The sequence below is a fragment of the Lysobacter auxotrophicus genome, from assembly GCF_027924565.1.
Taxonomy (GTDB): domain Bacteria; phylum Pseudomonadota; class Gammaproteobacteria; order Xanthomonadales; family Xanthomonadaceae; genus Lysobacter_J; species Lysobacter_J auxotrophicus.
Map to the genome: position 1 here is coordinate 95234 of NZ_AP027041.1, position 13933 is coordinate 109166.

Annotated in this window: 18 protein-coding genes and 2 pseudogenes; 10 read left to right on the forward strand and 10 right to left on the reverse strand. The window is 62.9% G+C overall.

Annotated features, from left to right (window positions below; translation table 11 throughout):
- Positions 1–193: 193 nt before the first annotated feature.
- Entirely contained in the window at positions 194–406 is a 213-nt protein-coding gene (locus LA521A_RS00420; protein ID WP_281780447.1) for a hypothetical protein, read from the forward strand.
- Positions 407–574: 168 nt separating this feature from the next.
- The gene (locus tag LA521A_RS00425) at positions 575–1690 is read left to right on the forward strand and encodes a sensor histidine kinase (protein ID WP_281780448.1); all 1116 of its coding nucleotides are present in this window, start codon (positions 575–577) and stop codon (positions 1688–1690) included.
- 3 nt (positions 1691–1693) lie between these two features.
- On the opposite strand, the gene LA521A_RS00430 is transcribed toward LA521A_RS00425, so the two are convergent.
- A complete protein-coding gene (locus LA521A_RS00430; protein WP_181902886.1) occupies positions 1694–2053 on the reverse strand; it encodes a response regulator in 360 nt (119 codons plus the stop codon).
- Between the two features lie 224 nt (positions 2054–2277).
- Between LA521A_RS00430 and LA521A_RS00435 the strand changes: the two are divergent.
- From LA521A_RS00435 to LA521A_RS00450, 4 genes and pseudogenes are all read left to right on the forward strand, one after another.
- Positions 2278–2635: pseudogene (locus LA521A_RS00435) on the forward strand (transposase); the annotation flags it as partial.
- 376 nt (positions 2636–3011) lie between these two features.
- Positions 3012–3194: pseudogene (locus LA521A_RS00440) on the forward strand (IS30 family transposase); the annotation flags it as partial.
- A 413-nt stretch (positions 3195–3607) separates the two neighbouring features.
- Positions 3608–3943: a hypothetical protein gene (locus tag LA521A_RS00445; protein WP_281780449.1), complete on the forward strand. Its 336-nt coding sequence runs from the start codon at positions 3608–3610 to the stop codon at positions 3941–3943.
- A gap of 648 nt (positions 3944–4591) precedes the next feature.
- Positions 4592–4813: a hypothetical protein gene (locus LA521A_RS00450; RefSeq protein WP_157029206.1), complete on the forward strand. Its 222-nt coding sequence runs from the start codon at positions 4592–4594 to the stop codon at positions 4811–4813.
- A gap of 376 nt (positions 4814–5189) precedes the next feature.
- On the opposite strand, the gene LA521A_RS00455 is transcribed toward LA521A_RS00450, so the two are convergent.
- Positions 5190–5549, reverse strand: a complete 360-nt coding sequence (locus LA521A_RS00455) for a response regulator (protein WP_281780450.1) — start codon at positions 5547–5549, stop codon at positions 5190–5192.
- 207 nt (positions 5550–5756) lie between these two features.
- Here LA521A_RS00455 and LA521A_RS00460 point away from each other — a divergent pair, with 207 nt between their 5' ends.
- Entirely contained in the window at positions 5757–5960 is a 204-nt protein-coding gene (locus LA521A_RS00460) for a hypothetical protein (RefSeq protein WP_253335830.1), read from the forward strand.
- A gap of 365 nt (positions 5961–6325) precedes the next feature.
- Here LA521A_RS00460 and LA521A_RS18960 read toward each other — a convergent pair whose 3' ends face one another.
- The 3 genes from LA521A_RS18960 to LA521A_RS00470 all read right to left on the reverse strand — a co-directional run bounded on the left by LA521A_RS18960 (position 6326) and on the right by LA521A_RS00470 (position 8027).
- Positions 6326–6520 carry a DUF3606 domain-containing protein gene (locus LA521A_RS18960; RefSeq protein WP_425494615.1) on the reverse strand — a complete coding sequence of 65 codons (195 nt, stop codon included), beginning with the start codon at positions 6518–6520 and terminating at the stop codon, positions 6326–6328.
- Positions 6459–6641, reverse strand: a complete 183-nt coding sequence (locus tag LA521A_RS00465) for a DUF3606 domain-containing protein (protein ID WP_253335829.1) — start codon at positions 6639–6641, stop codon at positions 6459–6461. Before LA521A_RS00465 ends, LA521A_RS18960 begins: the two co-directional genes overlap by 62 nt.
- 351 nt (positions 6642–6992) lie before the next feature.
- Complete coding sequence (locus tag LA521A_RS00470; protein WP_281780451.1) at positions 6993–8027, reverse strand: IS110 family RNA-guided transposase; 1035 nt, start codon at positions 8025–8027, stop codon at positions 6993–6995.
- Between the two features lie 171 nt (positions 8028–8198).
- On the opposite strand from LA521A_RS00470, the gene LA521A_RS00475 reads away from it, so the two are divergent.
- A complete protein-coding gene (locus LA521A_RS00475) occupies positions 8199–8759 on the forward strand; it encodes a dihydrofolate reductase family protein (RefSeq protein WP_281780452.1) in 561 nt (186 codons plus the stop codon).
- A gap of 134 nt (positions 8760–8893) precedes the next feature.
- Here the strand turns inward: LA521A_RS00475 and LA521A_RS00480 are convergent, their stop codons facing one another.
- Positions 8894–9034: a hypothetical protein gene (locus LA521A_RS00480; RefSeq protein WP_281780453.1), complete on the reverse strand. Its 141-nt coding sequence runs from the start codon at positions 9032–9034 to the stop codon at positions 8894–8896.
- A 209-nt stretch (positions 9035–9243) separates the two neighbouring features.
- Positions 9244–10059: a tetratricopeptide repeat protein gene (locus LA521A_RS00485; RefSeq protein WP_281780454.1), complete on the reverse strand. Its 816-nt coding sequence runs from the start codon at positions 10057–10059 to the stop codon at positions 9244–9246.
- A 399-nt stretch (positions 10060–10458) separates the two neighbouring features.
- Here LA521A_RS00485 and LA521A_RS00490 point away from each other — a divergent pair, with 399 nt between their 5' ends.
- On the forward strand, positions 10459–11235 hold the full coding sequence (locus LA521A_RS00490; RefSeq protein ID WP_253335841.1) for a hypothetical protein: 777 nt from the start codon (positions 10459–10461) through the stop codon (positions 11233–11235).
- A 149-nt stretch (positions 11236–11384) separates the two neighbouring features.
- Here the strand turns inward: LA521A_RS00490 and LA521A_RS00495 are convergent, their stop codons facing one another.
- From LA521A_RS00495 to LA521A_RS00505, 3 genes are all read right to left on the reverse strand, one after another.
- On the reverse strand, positions 11385–11651 hold the full coding sequence (locus tag LA521A_RS00495) for a hypothetical protein (RefSeq protein WP_281780455.1): 267 nt from the start codon (positions 11649–11651) through the stop codon (positions 11385–11387).
- A gap of 129 nt (positions 11652–11780) precedes the next feature.
- Positions 11781–12671, reverse strand: a complete 891-nt coding sequence (locus tag LA521A_RS00500) for an NAD(P)/FAD-dependent oxidoreductase (RefSeq protein ID WP_115842275.1) — start codon at positions 12669–12671, stop codon at positions 11781–11783.
- A 10-nt stretch (positions 12672–12681) separates the two neighbouring features.
- Positions 12682–13107: an Rrf2 family transcriptional regulator gene (locus LA521A_RS00505; RefSeq protein ID WP_115842274.1), complete on the reverse strand. Its 426-nt coding sequence runs from the start codon at positions 13105–13107 to the stop codon at positions 12682–12684.
- A 52-nt stretch (positions 13108–13159) separates the two neighbouring features.
- Here LA521A_RS00505 and LA521A_RS00510 point away from each other — a divergent pair, with 52 nt between their 5' ends.
- The gene (locus LA521A_RS00510; RefSeq protein WP_115842273.1) at positions 13160–13837 is read left to right on the forward strand and encodes a class I SAM-dependent methyltransferase; all 678 of its coding nucleotides are present in this window, start codon (positions 13160–13162) and stop codon (positions 13835–13837) included.
- The last annotated feature ends 96 nt before the right edge of the window (positions 13838–13933 follow it).

A 13933-nucleotide genomic window follows, 5' to 3' on the forward strand; every position in this document is an offset into this window, starting at 1 on the left:
ATGCGCTAAGTGCTGGGCTCTCGCGTCACCTGGATGTTTGCCGCACAAAAGATCAGTTGCCGGCCAGACCGCCAGGCTTGCGTTCCCGCGGCTGGCAGAGCCCGGCCATCAGCGAACATCTCTTGCGGAACGCCAATCATTCTTCTGCACTGCTTTTACGCTCGGCCGGCTACCTTGCCCGCAGGAGGGTCAGATGCCGGCGCCCCTGAACTCGCAGCGAGAAAACCAACGTGACGCGGCGGCGCGGCTCGCGCAGGCGCTCGCTCAGCTCGCCGAACAGCGCGACGCCCTCAGCTGGCACCGCCAGAAATCGCGCCAGCTAACAGACCAGTCCAGCCGCCTGGTTAGCGCAAGCCAGTTGCTCCGAGAAAAGATTGAGGAGTCGTGGCGACGCCCGGCTGAGTAAGCAGGTCGCGGCAATCACGCGCCGATCATTGCGACTCGACGACCAACGGGGTCAGCCACGTCAAACTTCCCAGCCGAGCACGTCTCACCCCATAAGCGAGCTCATCAGTGCAGACCTGATCGTCGCGCGCTCGTGTCAGGGTAGCCGGTCCCGGAGAGAGAGTCCCTAATGCGTCTTGCCGACTTCATCGAACAAAACGTCTGTCTAATTGCCGATGGGGCGCAGGCCTTCGCCGCAACGCAGACGCCTCAGGGAGTGCACCTAGACGAAACCGCGCTGAGGGATCACATCCCGGAAATTCTGTTGGCCGTAGTTGCAGACCTGCGAACGAAACAATCCGCCGAGGCCCAGCTGCTTAAATCGGAAGGGCGGGCATCTGTGCTGGACGGACCTCGGACCCCTGCAAGCACCCACGGCATGTTGAGGGCTAAGGGCGGCTTCGACATCAATCAAATGGTTGCGGAGTACAGAGCTCTAAGAGCTGCAGTGCTTCGACTATGGATTGATGCGCATGGGCCTTCAAAGCAGTCGTTCAACGACATGATCCGATTCAACGAAGCTATTGATCAGGCCATTTCAGAGTCCGTCTCCTATTTTTCGAAGGAAGCAGAGTCTTGGCGCCAGGTGTTCCTCGGCGTTCTCGGACACGATCTCCGCGCGCCCTTGAGTGTCATCGTGACAACGTCGGACCTGCTGTCTCGGATGACGCGCGATGGCCCCTACTCCGAGCAGACGCAACGCATCGTCCGCAGCGGGATGCGCATGAGCAAGCTGCTTGACGACCTTCTTGACTACAGCAGGACCCAACTTGGCGTCGGAGTGCGCATTGTGCGCTCGGAATGCTGCCTCAGTGAGGTCCTTAGCGAAGAAATCGATCTGCTGCGGACAGCACTTCCCGAAGCGACGATCAGGTTCCACACCTCGGGAGCCGTTCGCGGCAGCTTTGACGCCTCACGCCTACGCGAAGTATTAGCGAACCTAGTTAGCAATGCTTACAAGTACGGCGAGAGTGGGTCAGCGATTCTGGTTTCTCTAGCACGAACGGCCGAGGGCGTTGAACTCGTGGTACGCAATCGCGGCGCCCCGCTCCCGTCGGCCTCACGGGACGAACTGTTCAATCCCCTGCGACGAGGCCTGCAGCCGGCGAAAAGCGGCGAACGTACGAGCCTCGGCCTGGGACTCTTCATTGTCCGAGAGATCGTGAAAGCGCATAGGGGCGAGGTGGTCGGCGAGTCAGCACGAGGGGAAACCACCTTCACCGTTCGAATTCCTCTCCAAACTTAACTCTCAGCGCCCAATGCTGCCGACCCCTGGGCAAGCCAGATCCAGGGCCCGCTCAAGGTCATCTATCAGATATGGCTTGCGCAGGTGCGGTTTACCTAACATCTCGAGCGGCGTATCTGCTTTAGCTTGCCCAGTGGCAACGACAAACGGGATCGATCTCTCATTCAGAACGGATGCCACATCCGCGCTGGTGCCGCCGCCAAGGTCCACATCTAGCACCGCGGCATTGGGGCAGGTCACATCGATAAGCTTGAGAGCTTCAACAACCGAAGATGCATGGCTTACAGAGTGTCCAAGGACAGCGAGCGCGTCCGCAACGCTCTCCGCGACTTCCTTGTCATCCTCGACGAGTAGAATCTGCATGCCTCTGCCCCCAGTGGGACATTCGACACTCCCACAGGCAGTGTGAGCAACTGGTCGAAGTAGCCTCAGCTTATAGCTCGTTCGTCGAGGAGGCTCTTCACCGTCCCACGAAGGGCATGACGTACGTGGCTTGGATGAACGCGTCGCCGAACTCAACACGGACATCGCGGCCATCGCGCAGAACGATCCGGACGCGCGCAGGTTCAGCAGCTACGAGGTGTTGGCCGATGATTGCCACCGCGCTGGTGGCTGCAGTGGGCGCGGCAGTTCGCCAATGGCCGCCAACTGTCAGCGTCGCTCGGCCTGACACCGCGTCAACACAGTTCCGGTGGCAAGGAGCGATTGCTGGGCATCAGCAAACGCGGCGATGCTTATCTGCGCTCGCTGCTGGTGTATGGCGCGCGGGCGATGCTGCGAACGGCAAGGGGCAAAGAGGACCGACTCAGCCGATGGGCATGCCAGCTGGCCGAACGGTCACACCCGAACGTCGCCTGCGTAGCCTTGGCCAACAAAACTGCACGCATGGCCTGGGCCATGCTGCGCAACGGCACCGACTATCGACCGGACTTGGCTGCCGCCTGACGCCTAGGAGAGACCCCACAGATTGCGAGTAACCTGCAGATGGAAAAACCGGTCGGACCGGCGTCGGTAAACCCCTGGTGCGCAAGCACGTGTTAGCGATTCGGAGCCGGCGCGCGAATAGCCCATCAAGGCTCAGCATCGGAGCGATGCAGCAGTCCGAGGCCGGATATACGTGCGCAGGCGACTAGGGCGCCGAATGCGGGATGCTTTCAGTCATAGGAGGAGTCCATATACGGACATTGGGGCAGTGCGGACGCCGCATCGGATGCTAATGTCGGCTTTCGACTGCGGTTTCAACCGGTCGATGCAACACACTGAAGGCTGCTTCGGCAGCAGGAGTGTTGCATATGAAGTACCGGACAAGGATCTGCTACACCCGAAGACTTGTAAGCTGGCCCGGCACCGAGCCGTGGCGCGACAGGTCGCGGCCAGCCTGCAACAGCGCTGGTCTCCGCAGCAGATCGCCGGATGGCTCAAGCGCATCCATCCCGACGACGCGAACGGCCAGGTGTCACACGAGACGATCTACCGCACGCTCTTCATCCAGGCCCGCGGTGCTGGGCGCGGCGGCGGGCGACGGCGACGTCGCTGTTCTCGTGCGTCCGATCATGATCTTCAGCTCGCCTCGTCCAGAACACGCTGCACCCGCTCGTCACCGTCGGCAAGCCAAGCGTGCTCGTCGACGTACCACGTGCCGCCGACCTTCCGGCCCGGCACCTTGCCGTTGCGCAGCCCGCATAAGGGTGATTTCCGCCGGCCGGCTCTCCGGCGCGAAGTACTTCTCGATCCAGGCGTGCGCAGCCAGGAGCTTCATGCTGAGGCGCGTCCTTCAAACTGCGGGGCTTCCGGTTCCTCCGTCACGCGCCGCATCCGGTCGGGCGCCCATCCTGCAGGAATGCCTGTGCGCGGGAAGACATTCGTCTTACTCGCCGAGCCGGACGTTCGATTCCTTCCAAGGGAGGAGGACTGAGCATGGAACCCTCTGAGTACCCTGACATCTGGCTGATCCGTCTGCTTGGACATCACGGGTTCGCGGACTACGTGGTTGAAGCCGACCGCCGGGATCCCTCGGCTTGGCGCTTTAGCCTGCAGTTTGTCAACGACAATCGTCACATCGATCTCGGAGTATTTGCAGACTGGAATGAGGGGCTCGGCGCAGCGATGGAAGTTGCTGCCGTCGGCGTGACGCGTTTTGACCACAACGCTCATGGGTTGGCGGATCCAGATCGACTTACACGTCGACCGAAGAGATCTGAGCGCGCGGCTGATCATCCGGATGTACTCGATGTAGGTGGGCAGGGCAGGTGAACTGCGCCGTGCCGGCCAGCGTCCCCCACTCGCCGTCTGCGGAACTCTCGGTGTAGTCGCGCAGGCGCCAGACCTGGATGCGGGCGCCAGACCTGGATGCGGGCGCCAGCGGCGTGCGCCGCGCGGAGTGTTGCGTGCTGATCGATCTGGTTCATGCGGCTCTCCAGAGTAGCGGCGCCACCACGGGCGCCGAAGGTGCTCGATTTCCCGCGCCTGCCTCTCGATCGTTTCGGCGGCATCGCGGAGTAGGTCTCGCAGCTGGTCTTCTCGCGGCTTGCTTCATTCGCCGCGGCGGGCGAGGGAACAGGTGCTGATTCATGCCGCCCTCTTCGCGCTGTTGTTGAAGGGGATGAAGCCGAGCGGCTTCGAGACGGCGCCGATGGGAGCACCTGCGGTGTGTTCCCAGTACGGGCCATCTACTGCTCGACGGTCTCCCTCGGCGCTTCCTTCTTCGGTGCTGGCAGCGGCGCGAGCTGAACGACGGCGTCGGGTTTCGCCCTGCGGTCGTGGAGAGGTTTTGCCACCGCAGCACGCCCGCGGTCCGTTTCGCGCGATCAGCGGCGCGCTACTCACGACGTGCGGGCGGGTAAGGGCGTACTGTAGTCCCTTCACACTCCGACCCGTAGAAGCCCAGCGGTTGGGGGGGGTATGTACGGCGAACAACGATTGGCAATCGAGAATTTGAGATTCCTCGCCAAGACGGGCGGCGACGCGGAGTTCTACGATGAACTTCGTACCCGGCTAGTAGCGCTTGCCGAAAGCTGGGAACAGATGCAGCTCACTGACGACGAGCGTGAGCAGCTCACAGCTCACAGACGCAGGTTGATCTTCGAGCTCGACATCCTGCGAGCGCGCATTCCGCGCGAGTGAAGCAAGTAGGAACGGACCTCTAACAACGCTCCGACACGGTGAGCATCCGCAGGGTGTATGGTCTAGTCCCCACCGAGGATCAAGCCATGGCTACCGTATCGGAGGGCGAGCGGGTATTCGCGGAGGAACTGGGCCGGTTAGCGCGAGCTCAACTCCCCGCATTGGACTGGGACGAAGTGGAGCCACACCTGATGTTGGGCTGGAAGACGAGTGCCCATGCGGACAAGCTGCGCTGGTCCGACGTTAGGATCTATGCGCGCGAGAGCTGGAGCCGGACTGATCAAAGCCTACAATTTGATACGTCTCCGGGGAGATCGCGGGCCTAGCAGGCGCGTGGTGTCCGGGTGGCACCGGCCGGCGCGCCTCGTAGATTCATTTACGAGATTCGCCCGCTGATCATTTCCCGTAGTACTAAGACGAGCTCGGCGAACCGATAGGGTTTCGCCAGGTACCGTGTGCCTTCCGGCAACGACGGAAGTTGACTGCGGGCGTTTCCCGACACAATGAGGACAGGCGCCACCGGGTCAAGCCGAAGAACCTCTTGGGCAACCTCGATGCCGCTAACGCCATTCGGCATGCTCACATCCGTAACCACGGCGTCGTATTGCTCTTCCTGAAGAGCTCGCATCGCCGCCACTCCATCCTCGGCAAAGCGCACACTGAAGCCGTGGATTCGAAGCCCCTGGCCCACAAGTAGCCGGGTGTCAGCTTCGTCCTCAACAAACAGAATTCGCATTCCCCTCCCTCAGGTGGCGATCTTGTGCCACCTGAAAATTGCACCCGTGAGATCGGTACGCTAGAGCCTCAACGGTCATGCACACGTGCAGCCGGGCTGAAGTGTAGGTATTGGTGAGCGTACGCGAGTGGGGCGACGCCATGTTTTGACCCTCGTTTAACGATCGTCGCGGACAATTTTCAGTTCCCAAGGCACGGGAGAAAGGTTATGTCGGACGCCGACGAACATGATCTTGAAGCGTTTGATGCGATGGTGCCGGTGATCATTCGGGCGGTGCCGCAAGACGACGTCCTGGCGGCGGTCACGTGTTACGTCGGGCCAATGATTAGTCGAGCGGAAGATCCGGATGAGATTCGAACCGCCGTAGACGAAATACTGCACCGCCACGGGCTCGCAACGCCTGGCTTGTAGAAGCCGGGCTGGACTTCACGCACAAATCGCGCGTTGCTCCCAGCGCCCGGCTCGCCCGAGCGCTAGCTTGACGTCAGCCAAACAGGGATTGGCCGATGAGAGACCAAGAAGATCCGAGAGCTGGGGAAGCGTTTGCTTCCTTCCTGGACGCTACGGGCTATCACGCCCTTTCTTATGAGGAGAAGCAGCGTCTGTGGCAAGCCTTCGTCTGGGCGAGGGTACCAGATCATCCAGTCATGCGATTCGTACTGGATGGGCCGCCGGCAGGTCCAGGCAGGTCAGGGCGCTTCGTCGAAATGGAAGATGCGGTCGGACAGAGCATTACGTCCGGCCGATGGCACGAAGACGCCCGCGGGCGCTGGGTACTAGAAGTCGCCCCCTCCCGCGGAGGACGGCCACAGCCTGGCTAGGAATTCCCGAACCTCATCGGCAGATATGCCTACTTCTTGAACAGCCTCGCGGAGGCGCTCCTCGCTGGCGCCCAGTTCCTTGATCCAGTCACCCGCGCCGCTGGAAGTACTCGCGGACCTTGTCGGCCGTAGGACCCACTGCCTCCACAGCGGCGCGAAGCTCCGCCTCGGTGGCGTCCAGGGCCTTGGTCCAGTAACGAACCTCGTGCTCTTCGTTTAAGTTGATGCGGGAGCGGTCGGGCTCTCCGCGGTTCCTGGGATCGTCTGTCATCGGGCTTCACCTAGCTGGGGAGCCTCACCTTACGCCACCACCCTGTGATGGTCCTGGCTTGAAACGAGCCGCCAGCGGCGGCGTCTGTGCGGCGCCAACCAGGCCGAATGTCCGTATATGGACTCCCCCTCTGCTGCAAGCATCCTGCATCCGGCGCCCGAGTCGACTGCGCACGTATATCCGGCCTCGGACTGCTGCATCGCTTCGATGCTGGGCCTTGATGGGCTATTCGCGCGCCGGCTCCCAATCGCTATCACGTGCTTACGCACCAGGACATTCAGGGGTTTGCCGGCGCCGGTCCGACCGGTTTGCCATCTGCAGGTTGTTCGCAGTCGTTGGGGCTCCCAGGTATCAGGCGGCTGCCAGGTCCGGTTGATAGTCGGTGCCGTTGCGCAGCATGGCCCAGGCCATGCGTGCAGTCTTGTTGGCCAGGGCTACACAGGCCACATTCGGATGCGAGCGCTCAGCCAGTCGGCAGATCCATCGGCTAAGTCGGTCTTCTTTGCCCTTGGCCGTTCGCAGCATGGCCCGCGCGCCATGGACCAACAACGAGCGCAGGTAGGCATCACCGCGTTTGCTGATGCCCAGCAGGCGCTCCTTCCCGCCCGAACTATGCTGGCGGGGTGTCAGGCCCAGCGACGCGGAAAGCTGCCTGCCATTGGCAAACTGCCGGGCATCACCCACTGCGGCCAGCAAGGCCGTTGCGATCATCGGACCGACGCCGCGCAACTGTTGCAGCCGCACTGCATCCGGATCGCTTTGGGCGATGGCCCCGATGTCCGCATCCAGTTCGGCGACCCGGTCATCCAGAGCACGAATATCTCGCCACAGCCCGTCGAGCAGATGTCGGAAGCGATCGCTAAGCCCGTTATCGGCATCCTCCAGCCAGCGCGGAATCGCCCGGCGCAGCGACAACAGTTCCTTCGGCGCCACCAACCCGTACTCGGCCACCAGGCCGCGGATCTGGTTCGCCTTCGCCGTGCGCTGTTCGACCAGCCCTGCGCGGATGCGATGTGCAGACTGGATATCCTGTTGCTCCACCGACTTCACCGATACGAAGCGCATGCAAGGTCGGCTCATCGCCTCACAGATCGCTTCGGCGTCGTTGGCGTCGTTCTTGTTGCTTTTCACATAAGGCTTCACGAACTGCGGAGCGATCAGCTTCACGCGGAAACCGCGTGCCTGCAGTTGCCGCGCCCAGTGATGAGCGCCGCCGCAACTCTCCATGCCGATCTCGCAGCCAGGCGGTGCTGTTTCCGCCACGGCCCGCAACCAGCGCTCACGCGGCAGCCGCTTGCACCAGGCGGGGCGTTCGCGGCGATCCACGCCATGCACCTGGAATACGTTTTTCGCCAAGTCGACGCCGATGCGAATAAGCTCGTTCATGGTGGACTCCTCCAAGCCGCGACTGTGCTCGCAAACTCAGTCTGGCACTCGATGAGTGCGCTGGTGAGGAGGAGTCCATCCCATTGCTATCGGCCAAATGCGGACGCAGTCTCACGCTGCGAGACGGGGAGCCCCTAGCGTCGCGCGTCCTTTATCACCGAGGGCGCTGCTTTGAAGACTCAGTACTACACGTCGTCTAGCCTCGATGGCTTTCTTGCAACCGAAGACGATTCACTGGAATGGTTGTTTCCGCTGGGCGACATCAACGAGACCAGCTATCCGTCCTTCATCGAGGGCGTCGGCGCGATCGCAATGGGATCGTCGACCTACGAGTGGATCCTGCGCAATGCAGGTACCGTCTCCGAACAGACTGGAACAGCGTGGCCATACACCCAACCCACTTGGGTCTTCACCAGCCGCGAGTTGCCGAAGATTGAAGGTGCCAACGTAACGTTCGCCAACGGCGACGTACGCGCGGCTCACTCTCAAATGCTCGCGGCTGCCAGCGGTAGGAATGTGTGGGTCATGGGCGGCGGCGGCCTCGCAGCGCAGTTTTACGACGCCGGTTTGCTGGACGAGATCACCGTACAGATCGGCTCCGCGACGCTCGGATCCGGAAAACCGTTGTTCCCGCGACGGCTTCTCAGCCCCGGGCTTGCCCTGATCTCCGCAACACGCGTTGGCACCGGGTTTGCAGAGCTGACCTACAGTGTCCTGAAGGATCGCCACTAACCTGATTGGCGACCCCTGATGTCCGCTTTGGGTCGAAAGCGGACATTAGCAGCCCGCGAGTGAGATGCACCGAAGAAGGTTCGGCCGACCAGCGGCTGCGTGCCACGGCTGGAGCTGCCAGCTGGCCGGCCGAATTAGTCGAGCCAAGTGCGGAGCAGGAAGGCACTCAACCCATCCCCAACGGCCCCCGCCGCGAAGGTGACGAGCGCTGCCACCGCGAAGCCGCTGATGGCGTACACGAAGGTGGGAACCATCTGGCTAAGAAGAATTTGCATGGGCCGGCCCCTGTTCCGGAATGTCGACTTTGCCGGATCGGGTGCGATTGCGCCAGCGTGGGCATCAGCCGCGCTGAAAGTGCTCGTCGTTGGCCGTATCGGGCACCGGGCCCGCCATGTCCGCGGCGCCCCTTGGGGGCACGCTCGGCCCGATGTCCGCTACCGGCCAGGAGCGGACATACGCGACGGCGCCGGCGTACCCCCGAGCCCTACCCCTGTTCTGGCAGATTTCCACTTTGCATCAGCACGGCTCGCGACTTGCGGATGAAGTTGCTATCGAACGCCTGTGGGAAGTCTTGAAGAAAGCGCTGGTAGATTTCCACCGCGTCCGCATCGCGACCCATGTTCACATAGGTCACCACGCTGGTGTACACGGTGCGGTCCTCCATCATGCGGCCGCCAGTCACTCTCTGCAGGAGATCCAAGGTGCTCGCCGCATTCGCGAAGTCATCGTTCGCTGCGTATGCAAATGCCAGAAATGGAAGGCCTTGGAATTCGTGGAGCTGTGAGTCGGCATACTGGAGGTCCGTCAGCGCGGCCTTGCCTCTGCCGTTGATGCAGTCCTCGGCGCCGCCGATCAGTCGCGTATAGGGGCTGTCTGGAAATCTGGCTCGTGCGTCAGCGGCCACCTTGCCGCGCTCTTCGTGACGACTAAAGGTCCTGTAGAGGACCCAGTAGAGCGTATTGAGCCGTCGCGGTTCTGACTCTGCGTCGTTGCTGGCGATCTCCCGCAGCAACGAAACGGCAGAATCCGGATCTCCGGAGTTCGCCGAGTACAGGGCTAGCTGCATGTTGCGCTCGAACGTTGCCTTGCAATCCCTTCGCAGCGCCTCCGCCTTGTCCGCCAAGTCCGGCCGAAGGCGTCCGGTAACTAAGCCCCGATTCCCTTCGCTCACGTCTGATATGAGTGACTGGCAGTTAACGACGCGGCGCTCGGCCGAGCACGACGGCACGACAGCCAGTACAACGGCGGCGACAACGCACTTGACCGGAAACCTCAGGCCGCAATGCAATCGAGAGTTCATGTCCACGTCCTTTCGTCTAGCAACATAGCCACCTTGGCAATCTCGTGATCATCCGTACCAGATCGGGCATCCAGTCACGCCAGACCGAAGGCCTGATCCGCATGAGTGCCGTCCCCATGACCCAATTTGGCAAGCGAGCCAAGTGTCCGCTGCGGGTCGGAAGCGGACATTAGCACCGCTGGCCCGCACGCTTCGAGCCCGATCTCCATTGGCGGTCCGAAGCAACCGATGGCTCGCCCCCCCCGCCCCAACAGCGGCCGCGCGCGGAGGCCCCTCGGTCGGACCGGCCACCACACGCCCACTTCACAGTCCCGCCACGCTGACATCGCGCGCGCGTCCCACGCTTCTGGTCATGTGCCCCGAGAGATCGCCACAATGTCATTCGCAACGCCGCGACCTATGCCCACGCTTCTGCTCTGCATCGCTGCGCTCGCGGTGGGCTGCGGAGGCCCTCCCGAGGATCGGTCACCGGATCTGCAACTGCTTGCGACCGACGTCCATGTTGCCGTTGCGCGGCATACGCTTGTCCTGCCGTTTGTCGCTTTAGATCATGCGGCCGGAGGGATGTCCTTCTCGCTCAATCGGAAAGCCGATGCGAGGCACGCGGCCCAGCGAAGCACTGCTCTACTTCAAGAGACTCGCGACCATGGGCGCCCGCTCGCGCTCGACCTGGTCTCGGTCACGGTGCACAGCTACGGCGCGAGCGACTTCGATAGCCACCGAGGTCGGCTGTGCCCCCGGTTGTCACGCAAGTGGGCACGGTCCGTGTGCGACGACTCGCTCGGCGTCATTCGACGCGCACTGCCTCCCGGTCGCTTCAAGCTGATCGATCTGGCCCGGCTGCGGCTCGATGATCCTCGCGGGCCCGGGAACTGCCTCCGCGATCGCAAGCACACCGCGTTGCCCTCCGTTCCCGGGCGCGGCGTCATCGTCTGTCCCGCGCTGGTCTTTGGCGGCGACGAAGACGAGTTTCATACGGCGGTCGTGCGGATCGATGGCGATCTGGGTGCGATGTGGACGGTGTGGCGAAATGGGCAGAACGGCGAATCGGCCGAAGCGATGGCTGCGCGGGAGGGCAACGCCATCGCGCTGTTTGTCGAGACCGCACTGGGCGAACGCGAGGACTATCCGAAGCTTGAGCGGGGCATGTGCCCTTTGATGCGACCCGGCATTTGACGCCCCATCTGAGTTGCACCTACCGGTTCGGGCGCCGATAGCCAAACCGGAGCGTTTGGACGGCGTCGTCCAGAACATTGGACAGAGGTGCCGCAGGGCCAATTCACGAGTGTCCGCTATCGGCCAGGAGCGGACATTCGGGTGCTGCGTCAAAGACCCGGAATAATCCGTTCGAACTCGCCGGAGCAGTTGTATACGACGTAGTGACCTGCTCCCACCACATAGGCAAGTCGCCCCTTGACCGGGATCACCCAGACTGTCCATCCGTCCTCCCCGAGATGGGCGCTGGTATCGCAGTCCGCTCCGACGCTGCAAAGGTCAGAAGACCTCTTCAGCGCATCAGCAACAACCTCCCGCTGCCGTGCGTCGGACTGAACATCGCAACGCGTCGCCGCCTTGACGAGATAGGGCGTCATCAACGCAATCAGAAGGGCCACAGTTCGTGCTACGTGTCGCTCCATGACTGTGGAGATGTCCGCTTTGGGTCGAAAGCGGACATTAGCATCGACCGCTTCCCGACTAGGTAGGTCGCGGAACGTCTCGCTTCACAGCGCTGGCAGGATCAGCGATCGATGCAGCTGCGCGCCGGCCCATGCGCCGTCGCCGACGGCAAGCGATACCGAGTGCGGGGATCGCGCCGCATCGCCGCACGCGTATACGCCACGGACGCTGGTTTCCTTCGAGTCGATCGTGCCGATCTGCGTTCCGAATGGCGTTTCAATCAGATCACAGCCGACAACTTGGGCAATCAGCGAGGACGGCGCGTTTCGCGGCGCAGTGAACAAGCCTGCAAACGGAAGTTGTCGGCCGTCCGCCAGCACGACATCGGCGTGACCTTCTATGCTCGCGATCGAGGTGGCCTCGACGCAAACGCCGCGGCCAGCCAAGTCCTTCGCGGCGGCCGCATCCAGTTCCAGCGCGCCATTGAGGAAGAAGGTCACCCTGCCCCATTCCGGCAGCATCTGCGCCTGGTGGATCGACATCGGTCCGGTGGCGATGACGCCGATCTGCCCGAGTTGCAGTTCGTATCCGTGGCAGTAAGGGCAATGGAACACGCTGCGTCCCCACCGGTCTTGTAACCCGGGGATGTTGGGAAGCGTGTCCGAGACGCCCGTGGCCAATAGGAGCCGTCGCGCGTAATGCTGGCTGCGATCGTCCAGCACTACTTCGAAAGCGTCCTTCTCGCCCGTCGCGCTCACCGCCTCGCCGTCGCGCCAGCTCAACGTCGCATACGCCTCCAGCTGCTTCCTCGCCACGCGGGCGATGTCGGCCGGGTCGGCACCGTCCTGCGCAAGGAATCCGTGCGAATGCGCCGCCGCGCGGTTGCGCCGCCTGCCTGCATCGACGATCAGCACGCTTCGTCGGGCGCGTAACAACTGCAGCGCCGCCGCCATGCCCGAGTAACTCCCGCCGATGACGATGACGTCGTACTTCATACAGCGTTCCTCAGCACTTGCGCCTGCGCGCGAAGCCGGCGGCCAGGTCGGCAAGCGAGATGGACTCGAACTTCTGCAGCAGCAGTGATTCGGCCTGTTCGAAGGCATCGTCGAGCGCGGCGTTGACCGCCTGTTCGACGCGGCATTGGGGATGCTCGTTGCGATTGCCGATGGCGAACAGGGCAGGCTCGCCCAGCGCTTCGTGCAACTGGCGCAGGCTGACGGAAGACAGGTCGGCCACGATGCGCCAGCCGCCGGAATGCCCGCGCTCGGCGGCGACCAGGCCCGCCTCGCGCAGCAGGCCCATGGTGCGTCTGACGACAACCGGGTTCGTCCCGAGGCATTGCGCCAGGGCTTCGGAGGTCATCGGCGCGCCGTGTTCGTTCATGTGCAGCAATGCGTGGAGAACGGCTGATAGCCGGCTGTCGCGTTTCATGTAACAAATGGTGTTACATAATGGGCGGACGGTCAACTCGCGAGATCCGCTCATGTCTTCCTTCCACGACGCCACCGCCGTCGCGCGTTACGCGCAGGGCCCGGTGCGGCAGGTTCCCGGTTTGCATGCCCTGCATCGGATGGCCCACCTGCTGCTTGCCGAACACGCTCCGGACGACGGCCGCATCCTGGTGCTCGGCGCCGGTGGCGGGCTCGAATTGAGGGCCTTTGCGAACGCGCGGCCGGGATGGCGATTCGTGGGCGTGGACCCATACGCGCCGATGCTGGCACTGGCGGAGAACACGCTTGGCCCACTCGCGTCACGCGTGGAATTCATACACGGGGAGATCGATGCCGCGCCTGCAGGCCCCTTCGACGGCGCAACCTGCCTGCTTACCCTGCACTTTCTCACCCTCGAGGAACGCCTTCATGCATTGCGGCAACTTCGCGAGCGGCTCAAGCCAGGTGCTCCACTCGTCGTGGCGCACCACAGCATTGCGCAGGAGCCCGAGGAAAGAACGCGCTGGCTGGGCCGCTATGCTTCGTTCGCGGCAGCCTCCGGCGTCGCGTATGCCGACGCGCGGCGCGCCGCGGAAGGGATCGGCAGGCGGCTACCCCTGCTTTCACCGGCGCAGGAGGAATCGCTGCTGGAGCGTGCAGGTTTCACGCCGCCCGAACTGTTCTACGCAGCGTTCACCTTTCGGGGCTGGGTCGCTCGCCGGGAAACATAGCCGTTGAAGGGCACGTCCAAGGGGCTGGTCCGCTATGGCCAGAGGCGGACCTGGGTCTCATGCCGTGAGACGACAGGCTCCTAGGTTCCACATCCT

Excerpts from the sequence above, each read along its gene's own strand:
- LA521A_RS00505 (WP_115842274.1), bottom strand. The coding sequence starts at position 13,107 with ATGAAACGCGACAGCCGGCTATCAGCCGTTCTCCACGCATTGCTGCAC.
- LA521A_RS00460 (WP_253335830.1), top strand. The coding sequence starts at position 5,757 with ATGTCGGACGCCGACGAACATGATCTTGAAGCGTTTGATGCGATGGTG.
- LA521A_RS00500 (WP_115842275.1), bottom strand. The coding sequence starts at position 12,671 with ATGAAGTACGACGTCATCGTCATCGGCGGGAGTTACTCGGGCATGGCG.
- LA521A_RS00450 (WP_157029206.1), top strand. The coding sequence starts at position 4,592 with ATGTACGGCGAACAACGATTGGCAATCGAGAATTTGAGATTCCTCGCC.
- LA521A_RS00420 (WP_281780447.1), top strand. The coding sequence starts at position 194 with ATGCCGGCGCCCCTGAACTCGCAGCGAGAAAACCAACGTGACGCGGCG.
- LA521A_RS00510 (WP_115842273.1), top strand. The coding sequence starts at position 13,160 with ATGTCTTCCTTCCACGACGCCACCGCCGTCGCGCGTTACGCGCAGGGC.
- LA521A_RS00490 (WP_253335841.1), top strand. The coding sequence starts at position 10,459 with ATGCCCACGCTTCTGCTCTGCATCGCTGCGCTCGCGGTGGGCTGCGGA.
- LA521A_RS00425 (WP_281780448.1), top strand. The coding sequence starts at position 575 with ATGCGTCTTGCCGACTTCATCGAACAAAACGTCTGTCTAATTGCCGAT.
- LA521A_RS00480 (WP_281780453.1), bottom strand. The coding sequence starts at position 9,034 with ATGCAAATTCTTCTTAGCCAGATGGTTCCCACCTTCGTGTACGCCATC.
- LA521A_RS00485 (WP_281780454.1), bottom strand. The coding sequence starts at position 10,059 with ATGAACTCTCGATTGCATTGCGGCCTGAGGTTTCCGGTCAAGTGCGTT.
- LA521A_RS00465 (WP_253335829.1), bottom strand. The coding sequence starts at position 6,641 with ATGACAGACGATCCCAGGAACCGCGGAGAGCCCGACCGCTCCCGCATC.
- LA521A_RS00430 (WP_181902886.1), bottom strand. The coding sequence starts at position 2,053 with ATGCAGATTCTACTCGTCGAGGATGACAAGGAAGTCGCGGAGAGCGTT.
- LA521A_RS00455 (WP_281780450.1), bottom strand. The coding sequence starts at position 5,549 with ATGCGAATTCTGTTTGTTGAGGACGAAGCTGACACCCGGCTACTTGTG.
- LA521A_RS00445 (WP_281780449.1), top strand. The coding sequence starts at position 3,608 with ATGGAACCCTCTGAGTACCCTGACATCTGGCTGATCCGTCTGCTTGGA.
- LA521A_RS00495 (WP_281780455.1), bottom strand. The coding sequence starts at position 11,651 with ATGACGCCCTATCTCGTCAAGGCGGCGACGCGTTGCGATGTTCAGTCC.
- LA521A_RS00470 (WP_281780451.1), bottom strand. The coding sequence starts at position 8,027 with ATGAACGAGCTTATTCGCATCGGCGTCGACTTGGCGAAAAACGTATTC.